This is a genomic window from uncultured Salinisphaera sp. (genome assembly GCF_964012375.1).
GTDB lineage: Bacteria > Pseudomonadota > Gammaproteobacteria > Nevskiales > Salinisphaeraceae > Salinisphaera.
On the sequence record NZ_CAXGSH010000024.1, the window covers coordinates 18,693 to 41,210 of the forward strand.

General features: G+C 62.9%; 16 protein-coding genes. 13 read left to right on the forward strand and 3 right to left on the reverse strand.

The genetic code is table 11. The annotated features are described in order from the left end of the window. Window positions 1–473: 473 nt before the first annotated feature. The 6 genes from ABNU97_RS06180 (at window position 474) to ABNU97_RS06205 (ending at window position 9,677) form a co-directional block, all read left to right on the forward strand. On the forward strand, window positions 474–938 hold the full coding sequence (locus tag ABNU97_RS06180; RefSeq protein WP_348765876.1) for a Fur family transcriptional regulator: 465 nt from the start codon (window positions 474–476) through the stop codon (window positions 936–938). Between the two features lie 81 nt (window positions 939–1,019). Further along, complete coding sequence (katG, locus tag ABNU97_RS06185) at window positions 1,020–3,332, forward strand: catalase/peroxidase HPI (RefSeq protein ID WP_348765877.1); 2,313 nt, start codon at window positions 1,020–1,022, stop codon at window positions 3,330–3,332. Between the two features lie 335 nt (window positions 3,333–3,667). Further along, a complete protein-coding gene (locus ABNU97_RS06190; protein WP_348765878.1) occupies window positions 3,668–4,630 on the forward strand; it encodes a triacylglycerol lipase in 963 nt (320 codons plus the stop codon). Between the two features lie 212 nt (window positions 4,631–4,842). Further along, window positions 4,843–5,667, forward strand: a complete 825-nt coding sequence (locus ABNU97_RS06195; protein WP_348765879.1) for a lipase secretion chaperone — start codon at window positions 4,843–4,845, stop codon at window positions 5,665–5,667. Between the two features lie 281 nt (window positions 5,668–5,948). After that, window positions 5,949–7,583 carry a methyl-accepting chemotaxis protein gene (locus ABNU97_RS06200; RefSeq protein ID WP_348765880.1) on the forward strand — a complete coding sequence of 545 codons (1,635 nt, stop codon included), beginning with the start codon at window positions 5,949–5,951 and terminating at the stop codon, window positions 7,581–7,583. 366 nt (window positions 7,584–7,949) lie between these two features. Continuing rightward, on the forward strand, window positions 7,950–9,677 hold the full coding sequence (locus ABNU97_RS06205; RefSeq protein WP_348765881.1) for a methyl-accepting chemotaxis protein: 1,728 nt from the start codon (window positions 7,950–7,952) through the stop codon (window positions 9,675–9,677). Window positions 9,678–9,807: 130 nt separating this feature from the next. Here the strand turns inward: ABNU97_RS06205 and ABNU97_RS06210 are convergent, their stop codons facing one another. Then, the gene (locus ABNU97_RS06210; RefSeq protein ID WP_348765882.1) at window positions 9,808–11,520 is read right to left on the reverse strand and encodes a thiamine pyrophosphate-dependent enzyme; all 1,713 of its coding nucleotides are present in this window, start codon (window positions 11,518–11,520) and stop codon (window positions 9,808–9,810) included. 734 nt (window positions 11,521–12,254) lie between these two features. On the opposite strand from ABNU97_RS06210, the gene ABNU97_RS06215 reads away from it, so the two are divergent. The 5 genes from ABNU97_RS06215 (at window position 12,255) to ABNU97_RS06235 (ending at window position 15,511) form a co-directional block, all read left to right on the forward strand. Then, window positions 12,255–13,295 carry an amine dehydrogenase large subunit gene (locus ABNU97_RS06215; protein ID WP_348765883.1) on the forward strand — a complete coding sequence of 347 codons (1,041 nt, stop codon included), beginning with the start codon at window positions 12,255–12,257 and terminating at the stop codon, window positions 13,293–13,295. Further along, window positions 13,292–13,825, forward strand: coding sequence for a MauE/DoxX family redox-associated membrane protein (locus tag ABNU97_RS06220; RefSeq protein WP_348765884.1), 534 nt, complete (start codon window positions 13,292–13,294; stop codon window positions 13,823–13,825). Before ABNU97_RS06215 ends, ABNU97_RS06220 begins: the two co-directional genes overlap by 4 nt. Beyond that, complete coding sequence (gene mauD / locus ABNU97_RS06225; RefSeq protein ID WP_348765885.1) at window positions 13,822–14,430, forward strand: methylamine dehydrogenase accessory protein MauD; 609 nt, start codon at window positions 13,822–13,824, stop codon at window positions 14,428–14,430. The genes ABNU97_RS06220 and mauD overlap by 4 nt, the downstream gene beginning before the upstream one ends. Before the next feature lie 30 nt (window positions 14,431–14,460). Beyond that, window positions 14,461–15,021: a methylamine dehydrogenase light chain gene (locus tag ABNU97_RS06230; RefSeq protein WP_348765886.1), complete on the forward strand. Its 561-nt coding sequence runs from the start codon at window positions 14,461–14,463 to the stop codon at window positions 15,019–15,021. A gap of 109 nt (window positions 15,022–15,130) precedes the next feature. Then, window positions 15,131–15,511, forward strand: coding sequence for a cytochrome C (locus ABNU97_RS06235; RefSeq protein ID WP_348765887.1), 381 nt, complete (start codon window positions 15,131–15,133; stop codon window positions 15,509–15,511). Between the two features lie 716 nt (window positions 15,512–16,227). Here ABNU97_RS06235 and ABNU97_RS06240 read toward each other — a convergent pair. Continuing rightward, window positions 16,228–18,168, reverse strand: a complete 1,941-nt coding sequence (locus ABNU97_RS06240) for an EAL domain-containing protein (protein WP_348765888.1) — start codon at window positions 18,166–18,168, stop codon at window positions 16,228–16,230. A gap of 586 nt (window positions 18,169–18,754) precedes the next feature. Here ABNU97_RS06240 and ABNU97_RS06245 point away from each other — a divergent pair. Beyond that, the gene (locus ABNU97_RS06245; protein WP_348765889.1) at window positions 18,755–20,374 is read left to right on the forward strand and encodes an AMP-binding protein; all 1,620 of its coding nucleotides are present in this window, start codon (window positions 18,755–18,757) and stop codon (window positions 20,372–20,374) included. 221 nt (window positions 20,375–20,595) lie between these two features. Here ABNU97_RS06245 and ABNU97_RS06250 read toward each other — a convergent pair whose 3' ends face one another. Beyond that, a complete protein-coding gene (locus ABNU97_RS06250; RefSeq protein ID WP_348765890.1) occupies window positions 20,596–20,868 on the reverse strand; it encodes a hypothetical protein in 273 nt (90 codons plus the stop codon). A 209-nt stretch (window positions 20,869–21,077) separates the two neighbouring features. Between ABNU97_RS06250 and ABNU97_RS06255 the strand changes: the two genes are divergently transcribed. After that, a complete protein-coding gene (locus tag ABNU97_RS06255) occupies window positions 21,078–22,280 on the forward strand; it encodes an MFS transporter (RefSeq protein WP_348765891.1) in 1,203 nt (400 codons plus the stop codon). The last annotated feature ends 238 nt before the right edge of the window (window positions 22,281–22,518 follow it).

Genomic DNA, 22,518 nt, shown 5'->3' on the forward strand with positions numbered 1-22,518 from the left:
GTTTCGTACCGGACGCCGGTCGCCGACATGCGCCGATGGCTGTAACCGAACGACAGCCGTTCAGAACTGTAGGCCAGGCCCGTCTGGCGCTTCGAAGCGGGCGCTGGCTAGCGGCCTATGCCCGGAATCGGCGCCGACCACGCGATCGCGCGGTCGGGCGGGGCCCGGGCGGGTAGCCGCGGCCGGAGATCGGCATCAGGGATGCGGGCCGCTCCGCTCGCAGGCGCGAGGGATCGAGCGTTTTGTTGAATCGATCGTTGGAATGAAACCGTAAAACTACTGAAACCGTAGGGGGTAATAGTACGTATTTACCGAAGCAGACAATCGTGGAAGCAGCGAGGCGCCGGCTCGCGGGCCTTGAAGGCCAGCATACGCCGGACCGCGAGGCGGCGCGATCGGCATCCGGACGCAGGCCATTCCAGGTCGAGGCGCCGGAGAAACTGTATCGGGCAACAAGGCAAGTGACAGTGAACATGGAGAATCAAACGGTGCCCGAAAGCGATAGCGCGATTGCAGAGTCGCTGCGCCAGCGCGGGCTGCGCGTGACGGCGGCGCGCCATGCCATTCTCAAGTGGTTATCCAGCCACCCGCACGCCAGCGCGGACCAGGTTCACCAGGGCGTGGTCGAGCAGTTGGGCACGTTGTCTAAACAGGCGGTGTACGACGTGCTCTCGGCCAGCGTGGAGGCCGAACTGGTACGCCAGATCAAGCCCAGCGGTCACCCGGCGCGCTTCGAGCGGCGGCGGGGCGACAACCATCATCACCTTGTTTGTACTCATTGCGGCCGTGTTGAGGACACGGACTGCAAGCACGGTCATGCACCGTGCCTCACCCCGGACGACGCTCAGGGCTTCGTGATCCACGAGGCCGAGATCCTGTTTTGGGGTGTGTGTAGCCGCTGTCGTGCGAATACCGAGACTCGCCCTGACAAGGCCTAGCGACAGCAGCCCTTTCCGGCGTCCCCGACACCGGATTCAACCACCGAAAGGTCCAAGAAATCGTCAACAGGAACCGTGACTATGAGTGAAGAAGTCAAGATCGGCGGCAAATGCCCGTTCGCCGGTAATACGGTCGGCGGCGCGGCCGGCTCCGAGCCGACGCTACAGCACTGGTGGCCGAACCGTCTTCAGGTCGAGCTGCTGCACCAGAACCCGCGCGAGGCCAACCCCGAAGATCCGGATTTCAACTACGCCGAGGCGTTCAAGAAGCTGGATCTCGAAGCGCTGAAGAACGATATCAAGACGCTGCTGAAATCGTCGGTGGACTGGTGGCCGTCGGATTACGGCAACTATGGCCCGCAGATGATCCGTATGGCCTGGCATTCGGCCGGCACCTATCGCATCGCCGACGGCCGCGGCGGCGCGGGCGAGGCCATGCAGCGCTTTGCCCCGATCAACAGCTGGTGGGACAACGGCAATATCGACAAGTCGCGGCGTCTGCTCTGGCCGATCAAGCAAAAATATGGCGCCTCCATTTCCTGGGCCGATCTGATCGTGCTCACCGGCAACTGCTCGCTCGAAATCATGGGCTTTCCGACCTACGGCTTCGCCGGCGGTCGTATCGATGCCTGGGAACCCGACAACCTCACCTATTGGGGCCCCGAAGGCTGGACCGGCAAGAAGCCGGAGGACGCGCCGCACGGGCCGATGGAAGGCCAGCCGGCCCAGATGGTCAATCGCGGCCTGCGCTGGACCGGCGAAGCCGGTGATGCCGACTACGACCTGGAAGCGCCGCTGGCGGCGTCCAACTCGAACCTCATCTATGTGGATCCGGAAGGCTCGGCCAAGAAGGGCATTCCCGAGGATTCCGCGGTCGATATACGGATCACTTTCGGCCGTATGGCCATGAACGACGAGGAAACCGTCGCCCTGATCGCGGGCGGCCACGCCTTCGGCAAATCGCATGGCATGACCCCGCCGGATCAGATCGGGCATGCGCCGGAAGCCGCGCCGATGGAAGCCGCCGGCCTGGGTTGGAACAACCCGCGCGGCAAGGGCAACGCCGAAGATACGATGACCAACGGTATCGAAGGCTCCTGGACGCAGGACCCGACGGCCTGGGACAACAGCTATCTGGAGAACCTGTTCAAGTTCGAATGGGAGCAGACGCGTAGCCCGGCAGGGGCGCTGCAGTGGACGCCGGTGGACAAGAACGCCCCGCGCACGCCGGACGCGCACCTTGAAGGCGTGGATCATCCGCTGATGATGATGACCTCGGATATCGCGCTGAAGGTCGATCCCGCCTATCGCAAGATCTGCGAGAAGTTCCTCGAGGACTTCGACTACTTCACCGAAGCGTTCTCCAAGGCCTGGTACAAGCTCACCCATCGCGACATGGGCCCGAAGGCGCGTTATCTCGGCCCGGAAGTGCCGGCCGAGGACCTGATCTGGCAGGACCCGATCCCGGCCGTGGATTTCGAGCTGGTGGACGCCAGCGATGTGGCCGATCTCAAGGGCCGCATTCTGGATTCCGGGCTCACGGTGGCCGAGCTGGCCGGCGTGGCCTGGGGCGCGGCGTCGACCTTCCGTACGTCGGACAAGCGCGGCGGCGCGGACGGTGCCCGCATACGCCTGGCCCCGCAGAAGGACTGGCCGGTGAACAACCCGGCCGAGGTCGGCAAGGTGGTATCCACCCTCGAAGGCATCAAGCGCGACTTCGATTCGGCCCAGGCGGGCAACAAGAAGGTTTCGCTGGCCGATCTGATCGTGCTGGGCGGCTGTGCGGCCGTCGAAAAGTCGGCCAAGGATGCCGGTATCGATATCACGGTACCGTTCACGCCGGGTCGTAACGATGCCACCGAAGAGCAGACCGACGAGCAGAGCTTTCGCTGGCTCGAGCCGGTGTCCGACGGTTTCCGCAACTTCCATCGCGACGACATCAACTACAACGTATCGCCCGAACAGATCTTTCTGGACCGGGCCGCGCTGCTGGGCCTGACCGCGCCCGAGTGGACCGCGTTGACCGGTGGCCTGCGCGTGCTGGATATCAATACCGACGGCGCCTACAAGCACCACGGCGTGTTCACGGACAAGCCGGGCGTGCTCAGCAACGACTTCTTCGTAAACCTCACCTCGCCCGAGTACGAGTGGAAGAAGGTCGACGAGGCCGGCATGGAGTTCACGCTGGATGATCGCAGCAATGGTCAAACGAAGTTCAAGGCCACGCGTTGTGACCTGATCTTTGGCGCCAACTCCCAGCTGCGTCAGCTGGCCGAGTTCTATGCCCAGACCGGCGGACACGAGAAGCTGGTTCGTGACTTTGTCGCCGCCTGGAACAAGGTGATGATGCACGACCGCTTCGACGTGGCCGACCGCAACAGCGCCGCCCTCTAGGCAGCGCAGCACGAGCGGCCGGCGAACGCCGGCCGCCTCGTGTTCTCCTCGACACGAATGGGCCGGCTTTTGCCGGCCTTTTTATTGGCCGAGTCTTGCGACCGTGTTGGCCGGGGTGCGGCCGTGCGGGAAGGCGCTACCCCGTGTGCCGGCAACGTCCGGCCGGCAGGTATGAATGCCGGCACCGCCAACGGACCAAGGCTAAAGTCGATGTGTACGCGATCCGAGCCGCCTGCTAGCTTTTGACAGAGACCGACCCGCACGTACGGCGTCGGCAGAAAAACAAGATAGCAATTGGAGCAGGCGCGATTTTCATTCGCGTGCGGGAGGGGGCAATGAAGCGTGATGTTATCCGTCGTGTTCGGGTAGCGGTGGCTGCCGGGCTGTGTCTGTTATTCGCCGGGCCTGGCTATAGCGGCTGGCTTTCTTTTCACGGCGGCGATTCGGGGCCGGCCGGCTATACCGAAACGCGGTACCCGATCGTGCTGGTGCACGGCTGGTTCGGCTTCGACGCCATCGGGCCGATCGACTACTTCTCTGCCATTCCCGAAGCGCTGCGTGAGGGCGGTGCCGAGGTCTACGTTGCCCAGATATCGGCGGCGAACTACACCGAAGTCCGCGGAGAGCAGCTATTGGCTCAGGTGCGCGAAATCCTGGCCTTGAGCGGTGCCGAAAAAGTAAATTTGATCGGCCACAGCCACGGCGGCCCGACAACGCGGTATGTCGCCGGCGTGGCGCCCGAGCTGGTGGCTTCGGTGACCAGCGTTGCGGGGGTCAACCGTGGCAGCCCGGTTGCCGATTTTCTGGTGCCGGCACACGATGAGCCGGTGAGCGGCCCGCTGCTCGATCGCACCGTGACCGCGCTTGCGGGTCTGGTGGATCTACTCTCCGACGGCGGTTACCCGCAGGACTCGCGGGCGGCCCAATACTCCCTGAGCACCCGCGGCGCGGCAGAGTTCAATGCCCGGTTTTCCGCTGGCATACCGGCCGATTGCGGCGACGGTGAGCACGTCGTCGACGGCGTTCGCTATTACTCCTGGACCGGCATACGCCAGGTTACAACCCTCGTGGATCCGACCGATTCGCTGCTGGCCATCACCGCGACGGCTTTTCGAGGCAAGCCCAACGACGGGCTGGTCGGCCAGTGTTCGAGCAAGCTCGGCGAGGTGATTCGAGACGACTATGCCCAGAACCACCTAGACGAAATCAATCAGGTCGCGGGGCTTGTCGGCTTCGGACAGGATGTACCCGAACTCTATCGCCAGCACGCCAATCGGTTGAAAAACGCCGGTCTTTAAACGGCATGCGTGCTCGCTACGTCCTGTTCATTGGAGTGGTTCTGGCCGGCGGCGGGGCGGTCGCCCTATGGCCCGACCAATCCGGGGTGGCCAGCCGAGCGGGGGCTTCGATCTCCGCGCGGCCGGCGACAGCGGCAAGCCCGTCGACGCTCGGCGCTGACGGCGCGGCCGAGGGGACTCCGGGCGCGCCTGTGGCTAACGCGGAGCGACCCTTGCCGTCCCATGCCGGCACATCCGTGGATGGCGGCGTCACCCTCGACAACGAAGGGCGGCTGGTGGTTACCCGCGATCTGCGGCGGATGTTCGACTATTTTCTGACCGGTATCGGCCGCGTAGGCATGGCGCAAATCCAGGCACGGCTGACTCGCTATCTCGACTCTCTCGGGCTGCCCGATTCGGCCCAGGCGGAAGTGCTCGATGTTTATCGCGACTACATTGCCTATCGGCATCGCGTACAACAGATGCCGCGTGCCGATGCCACGGCACCTGCGCTGGCGCAGACGCTGCAAACGCGTGAAGCGCTCCGGCGGGAAGTGCTGGGGGTCGCGGTGGCCGACGCGTTTTTCAACGAAGACGACAGGATGGCTCGCTATCTGGTTGCAAGACGCGAACTGCAACACACGCCGGGGTTGAGCGATGCCGAGCGCGAGCAGCGGCTTGAACTGCTCGAGCGCATGCTGCCGGATCGAATCCGCGAGGCACGACAGCACGCCACGCTGCCGGGCCGTGCGCACGTGCAGATCGAGCGAATGCGCGAAGCGGGCGCAAGCGACGCCCAGATAAGGGCACGCCGAGAGGCCATGCTTGGCCCTGACGCCGCTCAGCGTTTGGCCCAGGTCGATGCACGTCGCGATGCCTGGCAGCGGCGCTACGACGATTATCGGCGCGCGCATGGCCGGATCCTGGCCAATCCCGGCTTGGCACCTCCTGATCGGGACGAGGCACTTGAGTCGCTTCGCCAGACGCGGTTCACGGCAGCGGAGCGGCGCCGCGTGCTATCGCTGGATTACGTCAACGAGCTGAAGTCGCGAAATTAGCCAATCACGTCCGCGCTGCGTTGGCGGGCAAGGTGCAAGGGTCAGCGATGTCGCTGGGTGGCCGGCGCTGGCGAACAAGCGGACGTGGTGGCGGCCCGTGGCTGCGATGCAACGTCGGCTCGCGGCATTTCCAAGCCAATGCAGCGGTGCAGACCGCCCTCGCTGCAACCTCCCACTCAATAACGCTGGGGATTGAAACATCGGGTTCGCGAACACGCAATCAAGTTTCCTGCGGCGTGGCCGAAATAGGCAAGGCAACATAATCCAACGCGATAACGTACATGGCTGCCACTGCAGAAGGGCTCAATCTACCCACAGCCCACGCCGACGAAAACGGCAAGACGGCCGCCGCACGGCGACCGAAGCGATCCGGGCCCCGATGGTCGCTGCGAAAGAAGCTGGGCATGATCCTGGTGCTCATGTGGGTGGGGATGATGGTCAGCGTGCTCGGCATTACCGCCATGGAGCGCTCCGCGCTTACCGAAGAGCGCCAGGCCGGGCTCAAGCAACTGGTTGACTATGCCGGCAGCCTGCTGGCCGAATACGAGCAGCGGGTCGAGCGCGGTGAGCTGTCGCGAGAGCAAGCCCGTGCGGCTGCCTTCGCACAGCTGAGCAACCTGCACTTCGACGGCGACAACTACGTGTTCGTGCTTACGCCGGACGGCTTTCTTGCCAGCCATCCCACGGTGCCGTCCACGGTATCGGTTATCGATACGCAGGCGGCCGACGGCGAGAAGATATTTCAGAAGCTCATCAATGTCGGCCGCGACGGCGGCGGTTTCGTGAACTACGCCTGGGAGCGCACCCAGGGCGAGCCGCCGGAGACGAAAATGAGCTACGTTCAGGCGTTCGAGCCGTGGGATGTGATCGTCGGCGCCGGCGTCTATGTCGAAGATCTCTCGGCTGCGCTGCGTCGATCGCTGTTGATCAATTTTCTACTGCTCACCGTGATCGGTGGACTCGTCAGCTTGGTATTCTGGCGCGTCGGGCGCGGTATCTATCGCGATATCGGCGGCGACCCGGAGCAGGCAAGGCGCCAGGTGAATGCCATGGCCTCGGGCGATTTCACGCCGGTTGACGGCTGCGAATCGGCGGCCCAGAACAGTTTGTTGTACGCGATCGAGCGCATGCGTATCGATATCGCATCCACGATTACCACCATCCGCGATGCGGCGTCTTCGGTGGACAGCGGCTCGCGCGAAATCGCAGCCGGCAATGCCCAGCTGTCCTCGCGCACCGAGCAACAGGCGGCCTCGCTCGAGCAGACCGCGGCGAGCATGGAGCAGCTGTCGGCCACCATCAAGCAGAATGCCGACAACGCCCGTGAAGTGAAGACGTTGTCGGAACGCACCGATAGTTCGTTGACCGAAGGACGGCAGGTCATGGGCCAGGTCGTGACCGCCATGAGCGGCGTGCGCGAGAGTTCGGACCGCATGGCCGAAATCATAGAAATGATCGACGGCATCGCTTTTCAGACGAACCTGCTGGCCTTGAACGCCGCGGTGGAAGCCGCGCGCGCCGGCGAACACGGTCGTGGCTTTGCCGTGGTAGCCAGCGAAGTACGCCAGTTGGCCAAGCGCTCGGCGGATGCCTCGCAGGATATCGCCAAGCTGGTCGAGAACTCGGTCTCCCAGGTCGGTGAGGGTACGACGTTGGTCGGCAAGGCCAACGAAACCATGCAGTCGATCGAGGAAGACGCACGACGCGTCAATACGCTCATCGCGGAAATCGCCTCGGCGTCGAGCGAGCAGAGCGACGGCATCAGCCAGATCAGCGAAGCGGTCAGCCAGATCGACCAGGTCACCCAGCAGAACGCGGCCCTGGTCGAAGAGGCCGCGGCCTCCTCGCGTGTACTGGAGTCCGATGCCGCACGACTGCAGGCTGCCGCCCTGCGGTTCGAGGTCGCACGCGCGTAACCGGCGCGCGTGCGGGTGCACTCGTCAGCGCCACCAGCACAGGGTGGCGCCGTGCCGCGTGGCCGGGCGTGATGGCATCGCACGATCATCGATCGTGATAGCGGCTTGTACCTGGGTGATCTACCCGCGGCAAGTGCGCAGGGGCGACCCGTCCCGGTCGCCGGTTCTATCTCAATATGAATTTTCGATCCACGAACGCTAAAGCGCGTTTTAAACACGCCGATATCACGCCAGTTGGGTTATTTGATGCGGCGTGCCGGCAAGTTAGTCGTCGTCTCGAACTCCGCAAGGTCTTGATTGAACAATAGCGGTTACCTGCGGCTGAGTGTGAACCAGCCGTGACTAAGCGATAGACGGAGAAGACAAATGCTGCGTGGGTTGCGAAGTGTAAAGAGCAAGCTTGGGCTTGGATTCGGTTTGGTTTTCCTATTGCTTTGTGTTCTTGGCGCGACCGCCGTGGTGGCGCTGAACCAGGCCGATAAAAGCAAGGAAGATATCTACAACAAGAACATGCGTGGTTTGCGGCATTTGTCGCAGGTCAATATCACGCTGGGGCGTGGCTATGCGCGATTGCTGCAGATTCATGCACAGCGCTCGCCTGCGGCCGTGGAGGACTTCGCGTCTTTCTTCGCCCAGGCCAAACCGGAACTGGACGACCGTCTATCGCGTTACTACCCGGGCAAAGTGACCGACGCCGACGAGAAGACGGCGGCGCTGGCGATGTTGTCCAACTATGAGCTGGTCTCGACCAAGCTCGCCGACTATCTGCGGCGCGCCCAGGCGGGCGATATAGCGGGTGCCGAGCGTCTTTACGAGACCGAGATTTCCAAGCCGTTCGAGGCGCTGCGTTCGCAGCTGCGCGATCTCGTAGACTTGCAGATGGAGCAGGGCCGGGCGGCGTTCGAAGCATCGCAGGCGGCGAATGTGAAGGCGAAGTTCGGGATATTTGCGTTGATTGCGATCGCCCTGGCCGTGGTCTGTGCGATCACCTTCTGGCTTGTGCGCATGATCACCCGGCCGCTCAGTCAGGCCGGATCGCTGGTCGAGGCGATTGGCCAGGGGCGGCTCGACAATCGTATCGACAACCCGTACCGCGACGAATTCGGCGCGATGCTTGGCGGGCTAGAGAAGATGCAGACACGTTTGGCCGAGCTGGTGACAAGCGTGCGCAGCAGCTCGGAGGCGGTGAGCGTGGGTGCGCGTGAAATTGCGAGTGGCAATCAGGAGCTCAGTGGTCGTACCGAGCAGCAGGCGTCGAGCCTGGAAGAAACGGCCGCCTCGATGGAGGAAATGACCTCCACGGTACGCCAGAACGCCGATAACGCAGCACAGGCCGACCAGCTGGTTCACCAGGTGCGCAACCGCGCAGACGAAGGCGGTCAGGTCGTCGATCGTGCGACCGCGGCCATGGGTGAAATTACCGCCGCGAGCGACAAGATCAGCAACATCATCGGCATGATCGACGAGATCGCGTTCCAGACCAACCTGCTTGCCTTGAATGCCTCGGTGGAGGCGGCGCGCGCAGGTGAACAGGGGCGTGGCTTTGCCGTGGTGGCGACCGAGGTGCGCAACCTGGCCAGCCGTAGTGCCGGGGCGGCCAAGGAGATCAAGGAGCTGGTCGAGGACAGCGGCAAGAAGGTTGCCTACGGTTCGAGCGAGGTGACCGCGGCGGGCGAAGTGCTCAAGGAAATCGTCAGTTCGGTTACCAAGGTCAGCGACCTGGTTTCGGAGGTCGCGTCGGCGAGCAAGGAGCAGGCTTCGGGCATCGACCAGGTCAATATCGCCATCAACGAAATCGACAGCGTCACGCAACAGAACGCGGCGCTGGTGGAACAATCGTCGGCGGCCAGTCATTCCCTGGAGGAACAGGCCAGCCAGCTCAGGCAGCAGATGGCCTATTTCAAGGTTGCCGGGTTGCCGGCGGCTGATACCGTCCAAACGGTGGCCCCGCATCGGTCGAGCGTCCAGAAGGCGCCTGAGCCGGCGCCGCAACCTGCCCAAAAGACACAGACTAGCGCGCCGAGAGCGGATGGGCGCGCGAAGGCGCAACCCGCAATCGCCGATGAAGACGACGGCGACTGGGCGACGTTCTAGTCGCCAGGCACCACGCAAGCGGGGCGGGCTTTTAGGCCCGCCCCGCTTGTTTCGTTCTACCCGGATTTAAAACATAGGGCACGCGAGCGCCTATTGATTAGCGTTCGCGGCCCTATGCCATGCCCTGCTGTTAACGGCGGCCGAAGTTGTTGCGAACAAGATCCACCACTTCGTCCATGCGACCCGAGAATATGGCCTTGGTCGAATAGAGCGCGGTGGAGGCAACCTGGCCTGCTTCGATATGCGGCGGCATGACCAGTTCCATGCGATTGACCTTGACGTCGAGAATGCCCGGGCCGTTGTGGGCCAGCAGGTCGCGTACGCCGTCCTCGAGCTCGTGTTTCTTCTCGATCTTGCGGCCCCACAGGCCGATCGCTTCGGCAACACGCCCGAAATCCGGGTTCTTGAGTTCGGTATAGGCATCGAGCAGGCCTTCCACCTTCTGTTCGATTTCCACGAAGCCGAGCGAGCTGTTGTTGAACACCACCAGCTTGACCGGGATCTGCTCCTGGACGAGCGTGAGCAGGTCGCCCATGAGCATGCTCAGGCCGCCGTCGCCGCACATGGCGATGACCTGGCGCTCGGGAAACGCCTTGGCGATACCCAGCGCCTGCGGATAGGCGTTGGCCATGGTGCCGTGCACGAGGCTGGGCAGCGTACGGCGCTTGCCGTTGGCCTTGATATGACGCAGGCACCACACCATCGGGCTGCCACCGTCGGCGGTGAATACCGCATCGTCATCGGCGTGCGCGTCGAGCAGCAGGGTGAGTTCCTGCGGGTGGATCAGGTCGTCGTAGTCGGACTGGGCAGCGGCGTTTTCCAGCGACTCGAGATACGTTTTCCGACAGTCGTTGACCCATTCGCGATCGCTGTTCTTTTCGACCCGGTCGAGCAATGCGGCACAGGTATCACGGGCGCTGCCGACCACGCCGATATCGATGGGGTGGCGCAGGCCGATATGGCCGGGGTTGGTATCGACCTGAATGATGGTGGCGTTGTCCGGATAGAACTGGGCCCAGGCGAAGTTGCAGCCGAGCAATAGCAGCGTGTCGCATTCAGACACCGCCCGATAGCCACCTTCCAGCCCGAACACGCCGGTCATGCCCACTTCCAGGTCGTTGCCGTATTCGACGAAGTCCTTGGCGCGCGATGTCCAGGCGATGGGGGCGCCGAGCTTGTCGGCCAGCGCGATCAGCTCGTCGTGGGCGTGGCGACAGCCATAGCCGGCATAGATGGACACCTTCGTGCCGGCGTTGAGCTTGGCGGCGATGGCATCCAGATCGGCGTCGTTCGGTCGCAGCACGGGGTCGAAGCGCTGGGTGCGGTAGGGCAGGCTGTCGTTGGGCTTCTGGGTGAACAGATCGCCGGGCACGATGAGCACGGCCACGCCGCCTTCGTTGAGCGCTTTCTGTGCGGCGATCGCGGTCAGGCGACGCGCGTTTTCCGCACTGGAGACGTATTCGCAGAACACGCTGTACTGCGCGTAGATCGGCCGCTGGTCGACATCCTGGGGAAAGCCCACGCCCATTTCCGCGGTGGCCACCTGCGAGGCAATGAACACCACCGGCGCACCGTTGCGATGGGACTCGATCAGGCCGTTCACAAAATGGGTGCTGCCGGGGCCGCAGGTGCCCGCACAGCAGGCCAGTTCGTCGGTAATGAACGCTTCGCCGCCGGCCGCGAAACCGCCGACCTCTTCGTGGCGCACATGCACCCAGTCCATATCCGAGCGTCGGATCGCGTCGGTGAAGTGATTGATGGTATCGCCCACTACGCCGTAGCAGCGCTTCGCGCCGGCCTGGGTGAGTGTCTCGACAATGATTTCGGCGACGTTGCTGGCCATGGGGGCTCCTTGAAATAGGCGGCGCCCCGGGCGGGGCGCGATTGAATGCATGATACAGACTGATCGGCGCTACGCGACAGCTATTGATCCGGCGTCAGAACAGCCGGCTGTGTCAGCGGTTTTCAACGCCATTGAAAGAGACGCCGGGACTTGTTTTCCCTAGTTTCCTTCAACCGGTTCATGGGCGATGGGCGAAGCGAGCATGCTTTCGCACACGCGCCTTATCGACCCGAAAAATCAGCTATTTTCATGCTGGGTTAATAACGCGTCGCCGTACCGGCGCATGCGTGGTGGAACGGCATTCGACTCGGCCCCGGTGCGAACAGGGGCGGATCGCGGTCGGCGCCTGTCTGCGCTATTTGCCGGCGCGCGTGGCCAGGGGCGAGCGCTTGGCGGGGCCGTCCGCGGTCGCGGAGCAGGCTTGTATTGCACAGCTAGCGCGCAGGGCGCTGCTCCAGACGATGGCACCGCTGTGCGAGATCAGTGCGTTGCCAAGCGATCGGGCCTATCGGCAGGCCCACGCAAACTGGCCCGCCTCTTGCAACAGCTGCCTGACCGCCGTTCCAAAGGGCCCCGCGATGACAGCGACGATACTTCAAAGGCTTGTACGCCATTCGGCCATAACCGCCGCGCTTTGCGTATACGCGTTCGCCAGTACGGCGCTTGGCGCCGATGACCCCGGGTTCCAGCCGGAAGCCTTCACCGTGGAAGAGGCTATTGCTGAGGGCCCGGTCGTGCTAGTGAATCAGGCCAGTTGGGATGGCGCGAGCCGTATCCATGTCTATTCGCAGGATGAGCTGAAGTATCAGGGACTGCTGTCGCTGGGTCTGACGTCACAGTTCATCGTCAGCCACGACCATAGCAAGGTCTACACGCTCTCCGATTATATGGAGCGCTATACCTACGGGCCGATTCATAGCGTGGTTCAGGCCTTCGACCTGAACAGCCTGAAGCCGGTCGCCGAGGTCGAAGTGCCCAACAAGGCGGCAAAGGCCATCGGCATGGAACACCTCATCGAAATCAGCGCCGACGAAAAGTATCTGTATGTACAGAACGCTACGCCGGGCACATCGGTCACGGTGGTCGCGCTCGACGACATGAGTGTGGTCAAGGAAGTGCCCACGCCGGGCTGCTACGGCATCTACCCGAGCGTCGAAGGTCATCGCTTCTCGACGCTGTGCGGGCCGGGCACCCTCAACAGCTACGACGTGGACGAAAACGACCCGGGCGCCACGCCGTCGGACACGATGTTTGATGTCGATGGCGACGCGCTTTATTTGCACTCGGTACGGGCCAGCAACGGCTATCTTGTATTCACATCGTTCAACGGCAATCTCTACGTCGTCGACGACAGCGGCAAGAAAGCGAAACTCGTCAAAAAGCTGGCCGTTACCGCAAATGTCGACGGCGACTGGGCACCGGGTGGTTACGGCATCACGGCCTACAACGTGGCCAACGACATGCTGTTCATGATCGTGCACTCGAATGCCTATGAAGGCAGCCACAAGGATATGTCCGAACAGATCTGGGCCTACAGTCTGGCCGACGAGAAGCTCGTGGCCCGATCGGAGGCGCCGCACCTGGTGTCGTTGGCCGTAAGCCAGGGTGAAAGCCCGACGCTGTACGGCGCCAACGAAGAAGAATCGAGTGTGGACGTCTATACGCCCACCGCGAAGGGTGGCTTCGAGTTCGAAAAGACGAACACGGACGACCGCGTGGGCTGGACAACCTCCTTGATGACCGCGCCTGCGCGTGCATCGGCGAGCGCGCAATGAACGCCATGCTCGCACTCGCAAGCGCCGCAGCTGGCGTGTTCATTCTGCTCGTGGTGCTGCGCGCCGCGCTGCACAAGGCCATGGACTTCGTCGAGCTGCAGGGCTTTGTCGCCGACTACCGCCTCTTGCCACAGGCCTGGATAGCGCCAGTCGCCGGCGCATTGATGGGCCTCGAATTCGTGCTCGCGGCGCTGGTCGCGCTGCCCTTCAGCCGCGGCGCCGGCCTGCTGGGCTGCGCTGTGCTGTTCGCGGGCTACGCGGTTGCCATCGCCATCAATCTTGCCCGTGGGCATACCCGTATCGAATGCGGCTGTGGCGGGGCGCCGCAGATGCTAAGTACGTCCCTGCTTTTGCGTAACGGCGTGCTCGCTGTTCTGGCGGTATTTGCTGCCTGGACCATGCCCAGCGCGCTGACATTGCCGGAGAGCCTTGTCGTGATCGGCGCCGGCGTGTTCGCACTCGCGCTCTATCTGCTGTTCGAACAGCTCAACGCCAACCGCATGTACCTGAAAAAACGAGGATCACTATGACCGCTCTGACTTTTGCCGTGGTGTTCCTCGGCCTGGCCTTTCTGGCCCTGTGCTTTGGCTTTGTCGTGCTCGCGCGCCAGATCGGCGTGCTCTACGAACGCATCGCGCCGATGGGCGCGCTCATGAACGACTCCGGCCCGAAGGTCGGTGAGCAGTCGCCGAAGTTCACGCTGGAAAGCCTCAACGGCGGCGTGGTTTCGATCGGCACGGTCAAGGAAAAGGCCACGCTGGTTTTCTTCGTCTCGCCGACCTGTCCGATCTGCAAGAAGCTCATACCCATTCTGCGCTCGATCCGCTCAAGCGAAGGCGACTGGCTGACGGTGGTGCTGGCCAGCGACGGGGACGAAGACAAACAGCGCCGCTTCATCGACAACGCCCGGCTCGACGACTTCGATTACGTGCTTTCAACCGAGCTGGGCCTGGGCTTTCGGGTGGCGCGCCTGCCCTATGCCGTGGTGCTCGACCGCACCGGCGCGGTACGCGCGAAAGGCCTTGTGAATACGCGCGAGCAGCTCGAAAGCCTGTTCAACGCCCACGACATGGGCGTGGCCTCCATCCAGAACTATATCGGCGAGGCGCAAGACGGCGCGCCGGCCCGTCCCTAACCGGGTGATGACCCTCCACGAGGACAGATCATGAAGCGACTACTCGATGCATTGACGGCCCGCACGGATGCCGGCGCCGAACGCATGGTGCGCCGGACCGCCCAGCGCTATAGCCGGCGCAGTTTCATTGGCCGTGCGGCTTTGTTCATGGCCGGTACGGCTTTGCTGCCGGTGTTGCCGTTCGACCAGGGCGGGCGCGCGATCGCGGCCACCCCTAACGGGGGCAAGTTGCAGGACGACGATCCGCTGGCCTGTGATTATTGGCGCTACTGTGCGATCGACGGCAACCTCTGCAACGATTGCGGCGGCACGCTCACCAGCTGTCCGCCCGGCGCCGAAGCATCCAAAGTGTCGTGGGTGGGGACCTGCCGTAACCCGACCGACGGTAAGGACTACGTGGTGTCCTATAACGACTGTTGCGGCAAGGCCGCCTGTACCGGCACGGAGTGTGTGAACAGCGCGCGTGAACGCCCGGGCTACCAGATGAGCCTGCATAACGACATCAACTGGTGCATGGCCAACAAGTCCATGGGCTACCACTGCACCGTGGCGGTACTGGTGGGCCAGGTGGACGATGCGCCGGCGGGCTGACGCGTTCGACGCGGGCGCTCGGCGGTGGCGCGTAAAGTCTGCGTTACGCATTTCGAGAGCATGCACGCTCGCGGTTGGCCTGGTGCTGTCGGCGGGCGTCCAGGCTGGCGTGCCAGCCGCAACGCAGTATCTGATTCACTGCAGTGGCTGCCACCGCGCAGACGGCTCGGGGAGCCTACGCGGCGGCATACCCGACCTGCGCGGTTATGTCGGCTCCTTCGGGCGCTTGAACGAGGGCCGAACCTATTTGATGCACGTGCCGGGCGTGGTCGGCTCGGGGCTGGATAACGCCGAGATCGCAGCGGTCATGAATTATATCTTCGACCGTTGGGCCGCTGCGCCGGCGGGCGATCCGGTGCCGGTATTTACCGCGGCCGAAGTGGCGCGGCTGCGCGAGCTGTCGGTGCCCGACGTGGTCAAGGCGCGGCGGCGTGTGGTTCGCGAGCTCGAGGCCCGCAATCTGCCGGTCGCTGCCTACCCCTGGGAATAGGGGCTATTCAAGCAGCGCTTGCTATTAAGCTGGTCCTACAAATAGATCATGCGATTGGCGACCTACGGCTTGATAACGCGCGTGTAAGAATGCAGGCGCGCCATGTCCAACGGCATTATCGAAAGTAAAGACGGACAGGCGCCGGCACCTATTCATCGACGGCGTTGATAATGGCCGAGCAAGTGAAGTGTTCTGGTGTTGGATCGGCAGGATCGGCCGCGGTTTTGTTGCGTCGCGACAACGATAGTGCGCGATTAGTCAACATGGCGCTAAATCTGCGACTGTGCACTGTGAGCTGATACCATCCACAACGATCGCAAAAGCCGTGATCGCTGAACGCAATTTTCGGAGACCCCATGCGCAATATTATTTATCTCGTTGGCCTTGTGGTCATCGTCGTGGCCATTCTGTCTTTTCTAGGCGTAATGTAGCCCGGCCACAACGCAGCGAACGAAAAAGGCCGATCGCTCAAGGCGATCGGCTTTTTTTTTGCCTCGCGCAGGCGCGCGTGGTCGTGCGTTCCACACACCGAGGGCGGCGGTTTGTCGGCGCCGCCAAGCCAGTCGATGGGTCAGGTTTTCTAACGGTTTCGTCGGTGCGGCGCGAATGTAGGCGTGTAGCGCTGTGCCAGCCTTCGGTGCCTGCCGCAGGTTTTCTCTCTCTCTCGAAAGACCTTCCTGCCGGTGCGACGCCCGCGGCGCGTAACAGGGGCGTTTCTAGGCCAACGACGCCTGTGTGGCGTGGTTGCTTGCCTGCAGCAAACGCAGCTCATAGTCGCTGGCAGGCATGGGTTTATCCAATAGATAGCCCTGTAGTTCGTCGCAGCCTGCAAGCGTCAGATAGCTTTGCTGAGCGGCGGTTTCAACGCCTTCGGCCACAACCGTAATACCCAGCACATGGGACAGGTTGATGATCAGCTTGACGATTTCACGGTGGGCGCTTGTCGACCCCTCGTTGAGGTTGGCGGTGAAGGATCGATCGACCTTGAGCTGGTCGATCGGCAGTTTCTGCAGGTACGACAGACTTGAGTAGCCGGTGCCGAAATCGTCCAGGGCGATACGAATGCCCAGTTCGCTCAGCTGGCGGAGTACGCGCGTGGCGGTTTCGAATTCCTCCATGGCCAGGGTTTCTGTAATTTCGAGTATGAGGCTGTCGGGGGTAAGCGAATGGCGGGCGAGTGCGCCTGCGATCTGATCGATAAGGCGATCGTCCAGCAGACGTGCGACCGAGAGGTTGATGGAAACAGGCGGCACCTTCAGGCCGGCGGCCCGCCAGCTTCGGATCTGGCGGCAGACCTGATCGATCACGTTCAGCTCGAGATCGTTTATCAACCCGCTGCGTTCGGCGACCTCGATGAACAGACCGGGGCTGACCAGGCCGCGCCTGGGATGCTGCCAACGAACGAGGGCTTCCGCCCCGGCTAAACCGCCATCGCCGGCGCGATACTTGGGCTGGTAATAGACAACGAGCTCGTTGTTGTCGATACCGGCGCGCAGCTCCTCCTGAATCTGGAACGCGTCGGCCTGCTTGATGCCCATGCTGGGCAGATAACGTCGGACACGATTCTTGCCCGCGCGTTTGGCGGTATACATGGCCAGATCGGCAGCGGTAACCAGCGTGGTCACGTCGTCGGCATCGGCTGGGTACAGGGCGATACCGATGCTCGCCGACAGGGTCGCGCCGTGTTCGCTGATCCGTGCCAGCTCCGCGATGGCGTGTTCGGCAAATGCTTCGACAAGGTCAGAGTCGGTGACATGCTCCATGAGCAGAAGAAACTCGTCGCCGCCGATACGGCCAAGCGTGTGCTGATCGCCGGCCAGTTCGCGCAGCGCCGTGCTGGTGCGTTGCAGCAGACGGTCGCCCAGGCCGTGACCGAGACTGTCGTTGATGAGCTTGAAACCGTCCAGATCGATATAGAGCAGGGCACAGCCTTCGCCGGGCGCGACCTGGGCGGTGGCCGCGCGAATCCGCTCATAGACGGTCGTACGGTTGGGGAGCTCGGTGAGCGCGTCGTAGCGGCTGCTGTAACGCAGCTGGGCGTTGGCGCTGCGCAGCGACTCCACCAGGTCGGCGGTCTGTTTGTCGAGCTGGCGGTCCAGCAGCGCCGCGAACACGCCGAGGCTGATGATGAACAGGGTGCAGGACGATACCAGTAGAGACAGCCAGAATGGGTCCACCGCTACGCTGGCCGTGCTCGTGGCCTGATCGGAAATGACCATCGATACCAGGGCGAAATGGTGGCAAAGAGCCAGCCCGACGCCGATACCCACCGATACCAGCGCATTCGCCGCCGCCGATATCGGGCGATCGATCGTGGTCAGCCGATAGGCGATCCACAGGCTCCCGGCCACCAGCAGATAGAACGCAAGGGCGGTCGTTGCCGTGGGTAGCGGGCGATACACGATCGCCGGCGTGAGTTGCAGCGACAGGTTGCCCAGATAGAACAGCAGGCTGGCGCTTGCCCACACCGGTATGGCGGCACCCAGGATGGCCAGGGCGGATAGCGTGGGGCGGCTGGCGACGTAGAAGACGATCAGCGTTGCAACCAGCCCCGCCAACCACGACATGAGGACGAGATCGATCTCGTGGCCCAGCACGAACGGCAGCTCGAGCGCCATCATGCTGACGAAGTGGGTGGCCCAGATGCCGGTGGCCAAGACGCATGCACCCGATAGCAGCCAAGAGGATTTTGCGCGCGTACGGCTGCGCCGCACACGACCGAGCATGTCCATCGCCGCGTAGCACGTCACGCTGCAGATGAGAACGGCCAGTGCGATGAGGGGCGGGCTGTAAATAATTGGGCTCAAGGGTCTTGTCCCCGCTAGAGCATGGCGATAGAGCTTGCCGTCGTTAGATCGGTGTCGTCGCAAGGGTTATCGGCAACAACGGCCGGCGGTTTAATTTCGGTACAGAACAGGTTCGCCAAGAGCGCCTGCGCCGGCTAACGGCCGGCTCGGTTCTTTTTTGTTGAATAAGCGCCGACGAGAGCGGCGGTTATCCGCTGGTTTTTGGCGGGCGTTACCAGTCGGATTTATAGCTGCTATTAGCAGTTAAAAGCGACTTGACGGCCCGCAAGAAACCGAGAAAACTGAAAAAAAGGGATCGGTGGAGAAAAATACTTTAGCCGACCAAGATAAAACCAAAACGCCGCGGAGGAGAACCATGGCTGTTAAAGCGCAAGACCTATCGGTATCGAACCACGACGGGCCCGGCTTGCCGTTGCCGGCCTTGGACGAGCGAGGCTTGGCCGAGATTGTGGAGGCGCATGCACGTAGCGCCCCGGATGCGCCCTGTCTGGAATATCTTGGTGTGTCCATCAGTTACGGCTCACTCGATCGCTGGGCCAATCGTTTCGCCCACGTATTGAAAGAGCAGGGCGTAGCCCGGGGCGACGTCATCGGTATCCACATGCCGAATACGCCGCACTACGTCATCGCTCTGGTGGCAGCGTCGAAGCTGGGCTGTCCGGCATCGGGCGTATCGCCGTTGTTGACCGCGCCCGAGCTGGCCTATCAGGTCAAGGATGCGCATATCCGAGTGCTGGTGACGCTGGACCGGCTCTACGACGATGCGCTCGCCCCCAACGACGGCGCACTGCACGATCTGAAGTCAGTCATCGTGTGTTCGCCTATCGACTTCCTGCCGCGATGGAAGAAAACGCTGGCGCATCTGTTGCGTAAGGTGCCCCGGTTCAAGCTGCCGCAAACACGCCAGCTCGCGCTGACCGCCTTCTGGCCCGCGATCAACGCGGCCAGCGACGCCCGTATCGCGAGCGACATACACCTCGACGACGTGGTGCTGATTCAGTACACCGGCGGGACCACCGGCCGGCCGAAGGGCGCACGCTTGACGCTGCGCAACGTGCAGTCGAATGCCCTCCAGAGCGAGGCCATGGTCGACTACGAGCTGGGCGCAGAGACGTTCGCCTCGGTCTTTCCCTACTTCCATGTGGCCGGACTGGGCGCATGTCTGATGGGATTGCGTCAGCGCGGCCGTCTTATCGTGGTGCCCGACCCGCGCGACCTGAAATCCTTCTGTGCGGCCATGCAGGCATATCCGCCGACGGTGTTCGGCAACGTACCGACGCTCTATCAGATGCTCTTGGCCGAACCGGCGTTCGACCAGGTCGATTTCTCACGGCTGAAGATCGCGATATCGGGCGCCGGTCCGATGCCGCCCGAACTCATTCCGCGAATCGAGGCCGTCATCGGTGCCGGTCGTTTCTGCGAGGTCTACGGCCTGACCGAAACCAGCCCCGTGCTCACCATGAATCCGCTTGGTCATGCCAAGCCCGGCACCGTCGGCGTAGCGGTGCCGGGCACCGAAATCCGTATCGTCGACGCAGAAACCGGCACTCGAGAAATGCCGGTCGGCGAGCCGGGAGAACTGATTGCTCACGGCCCGCAGGTATTCGGCGGCTATCTTGGCCTGCCGGAAGAAAGTGCGCGTGCGCTGCGCGAATACGAGGGTAAAACCTTCTTCTACACCGGCGATATTGCGCGCGTCGACGCCGACGGCTATTTCACCATCTGTGATCGCAGTAAGGACATGCTGATCGTCGGTGGCTACAAGGTGTTCTCGGTCGAAGTCGAGAATGCGCTCAAGGCCTTGCCGGAAATCGAGATCGCTGCGGTGATCGGTACCCCCGACGAAGCGCGGGCCGGTAACGACAAGGTCAATCTTTACGTTCAGCTATCGGAAACCGGCAAGACACAGCCGACCGCGCAGGTGACGGAGAAAATTCTCGCCTACTGCCGCGAGCATCTTGCCGCCTACAAGGTGCCCAAGGCGATCCATATCGTCGAGGCGATTCCGCTCACGCCGGTCGGCAAACTGGACAAGAAAGCGCTGCGCGATCGCTGAGTGCTCTGCCTCGGGTCGCGTCGGTCGTGCCCGGCGCAGCCAAAGACGAAAGCCGGCCACCCTGTGCGGTGGCCGGTATACGTCGCTTATTGATCCGACGCCAAGACAGCGGCTACGCCAACTGTTTTCAACGCCATCGGTTTTGGCGTGCGCGCGTTCACACACGCGTTATCAACCCGAAAAGCACCGATTGAATAATCGGTCTTGGGGCGGGTTAACAATCAGCGGCCCGCGTTTTCGCGCATCTTGGCGACCTTGTCGAGCACGTCCTTGTTGACGTCCGCGCACTGCTTGAGTGAGGTCTTCTCGCCGCATTCGATCATCAGGTCGAGCGTATTGCCGTTGGCGTCGTTCACCTTGAAATGAATAGACGGGGAAGCCGGCGGCATGATCACATCGGCCTTGCCGCCGTGGTGCGGATGATCGGAACCGCCGCATGCAGCCAGGGTGACGGTGGAGGCGAGCAGGGCCAGCATCAGAGTGGTTTGTTTCATCAAGGGTCTCCTGGGGTGGGTGGAAAGTCCGGGTTCGAGTATCGGCGTTTGCCACGCCCGTGTCATGGTCGCCAATGGTGGCACGGCATCGCATTGGGCACGGCGTGGGCGGCCCCGTATTCTTGGCTGCGGACACACACGGATAGCACCATGCACTCAACACTCGATTCAAACGCCGCAAACCCGTTCGGCGTCGCGCGCGCCCGCCAATGAACACGCGCTCGGTGTGCCTGATAGCCAGCGGTGTACTGGTCACACTTGTAACCGTCGCGCTGGCGCGGCTTTCGTTCGGGCTGATTCTGCCGGCCATGCGCGAATCGCTGGTCTTGAGCTATGCGCAGGCAGGCCATCTGGGTACGGCGACCGCGCTGGGGTATCTGGCGCTGGTGATGGTGGCTGGCGCGCTCGCCGCGCGTCGCGGCGGCCGGGTATCGATCCTGCTGGGGCTGGTATGCGTCATCGTCGGCTTCGCCGGTCTGAGTATGACCAGCGAGTATGTGCCGTTGCTCGGGCTGATGAGCTTACTGGGTATCGGCACCGCCTTTGCCTATACGCCGCTCATATCGCTGATCGGCACCTGGTTTCCGGCGCGGCGCGGGCTGGTGATCGGCCTTCTCAACAGCGGGGTGGGTACGGGCATGATGTCGGCGGGCTGGATCGTACCCTACATGACTCAGCTCGATGCCGACCGCGGCTGGCGCTGGGTGTGGGCATTGTTCGCTGCGGTGGCGGTGGCGGCCCTGCTGGCTACGCTCGCGTTCGTGCAGAACCCGCCGCGGCCCGGGCTGCGTGGCCGGGCGCCGAGCGCGGCCGAACGTCGCGCCGCGCGCCGCGCCGTGTTTCGCGATCCGCGTGTCGTCATCGTGGGCCTGGTCTACGGCATCGTTGGCCTGACCTATATCGTGCAGGCGATTTTCATGTACAGCTATGCGCTTGCCGCGGATATCGACGCACACGTCGCCGGCGCGCTGGCGGCGTTCATGGGCATGCTCGGCATCGTATTCGGCCCGGTATGGGGCAGCCTGTCGGACCGACTCGGGCGCGGCCAGAGCCTGACGCTATCGATGGCCATGGCCTTTGTGAGCACCCTGTTGCCGGTACTGTCGCCCACGCTGTTCGGCTTTGCCGCCCACTACCTGATCCTGGGCGTGGCGGTGACCGGCATGTTCACCTCGTCGCTGGCCGCCTCCACCGAGTGGGTCAACGCCGACCAGGCCCCGCTGGCAGTCAGTTATGTAACTCTTTTCTTTGCCACGGGCCAACTCCTCGGGCCGACCGCGGCGGGTTGGCTGATCGGCGACACCGAGGCGTTTCGGCTGACCTTCGGTGTGAGTACCGGGTTGATACTGCTGGGTGTGCTGCTCAGTATTCAGCTCACCCGAATGTCGAAAGCCTCGCTTGATCGGGCATGAGACGCAGCGCCGCTTAGCAGGCGTCTTGTCCGCAAGACAATGATTTCACGGATGGGTTATTTGCCTGGGTGAGCGCAGGCGCGGCGCATCCAACGGCCGCGAAACCCGTGGAAGGGCGACGCACAAGTGCCGGCGTTCTTTAGGAACCTCTGATCTATTCATCTACGGTCGCGCCGGTGTCTCTTTGCGCGCGTCTGACAAGACGCCGCGAGCGCCGTTTGCTGAATGCAAATAAGCG

Excerpts from the sequence above, each read along its gene's own strand:
- ABNU97_RS06180 (WP_348765876.1), top strand. The coding sequence starts at position 474 with ATGGAGAATCAAACGGTGCCCGAAAGCGATAGCGCGATTGCAGAGTCG.
- katG (WP_348765877.1), top strand. The coding sequence starts at position 1,020 with ATGAGTGAAGAAGTCAAGATCGGCGGCAAATGCCCGTTCGCCGGTAAT.
- ABNU97_RS06190 (WP_348765878.1), top strand. The coding sequence starts at position 3,668 with ATGAAGCGTGATGTTATCCGTCGTGTTCGGGTAGCGGTGGCTGCCGGG.
- ABNU97_RS06200 (WP_348765880.1), top strand. The coding sequence starts at position 5,949 with ATGGCTGCCACTGCAGAAGGGCTCAATCTACCCACAGCCCACGCCGAC.
- ABNU97_RS06205 (WP_348765881.1), top strand. The coding sequence starts at position 7,950 with ATGCTGCGTGGGTTGCGAAGTGTAAAGAGCAAGCTTGGGCTTGGATTC.
- ABNU97_RS06210 (WP_348765882.1), bottom strand. The coding sequence starts at position 11,520 with ATGGCCAGCAACGTCGCCGAAATCATTGTCGAGACACTCACCCAGGCC.
- ABNU97_RS06220 (WP_348765884.1), top strand. The coding sequence starts at position 13,292 with ATGAACGCCATGCTCGCACTCGCAAGCGCCGCAGCTGGCGTGTTCATT.
- mauD (WP_348765885.1), top strand. The coding sequence starts at position 13,822 with ATGACCGCTCTGACTTTTGCCGTGGTGTTCCTCGGCCTGGCCTTTCTG.
- ABNU97_RS06230 (WP_348765886.1), top strand. The coding sequence starts at position 14,461 with ATGAAGCGACTACTCGATGCATTGACGGCCCGCACGGATGCCGGCGCC.
- ABNU97_RS06250 (WP_348765890.1), bottom strand. The coding sequence starts at position 20,868 with ATGAAACAAACCACTCTGATGCTGGCCCTGCTCGCCTCCACCGTCACC.
- ABNU97_RS06255 (WP_348765891.1), top strand. The coding sequence starts at position 21,078 with ATGAACACGCGCTCGGTGTGCCTGATAGCCAGCGGTGTACTGGTCACA.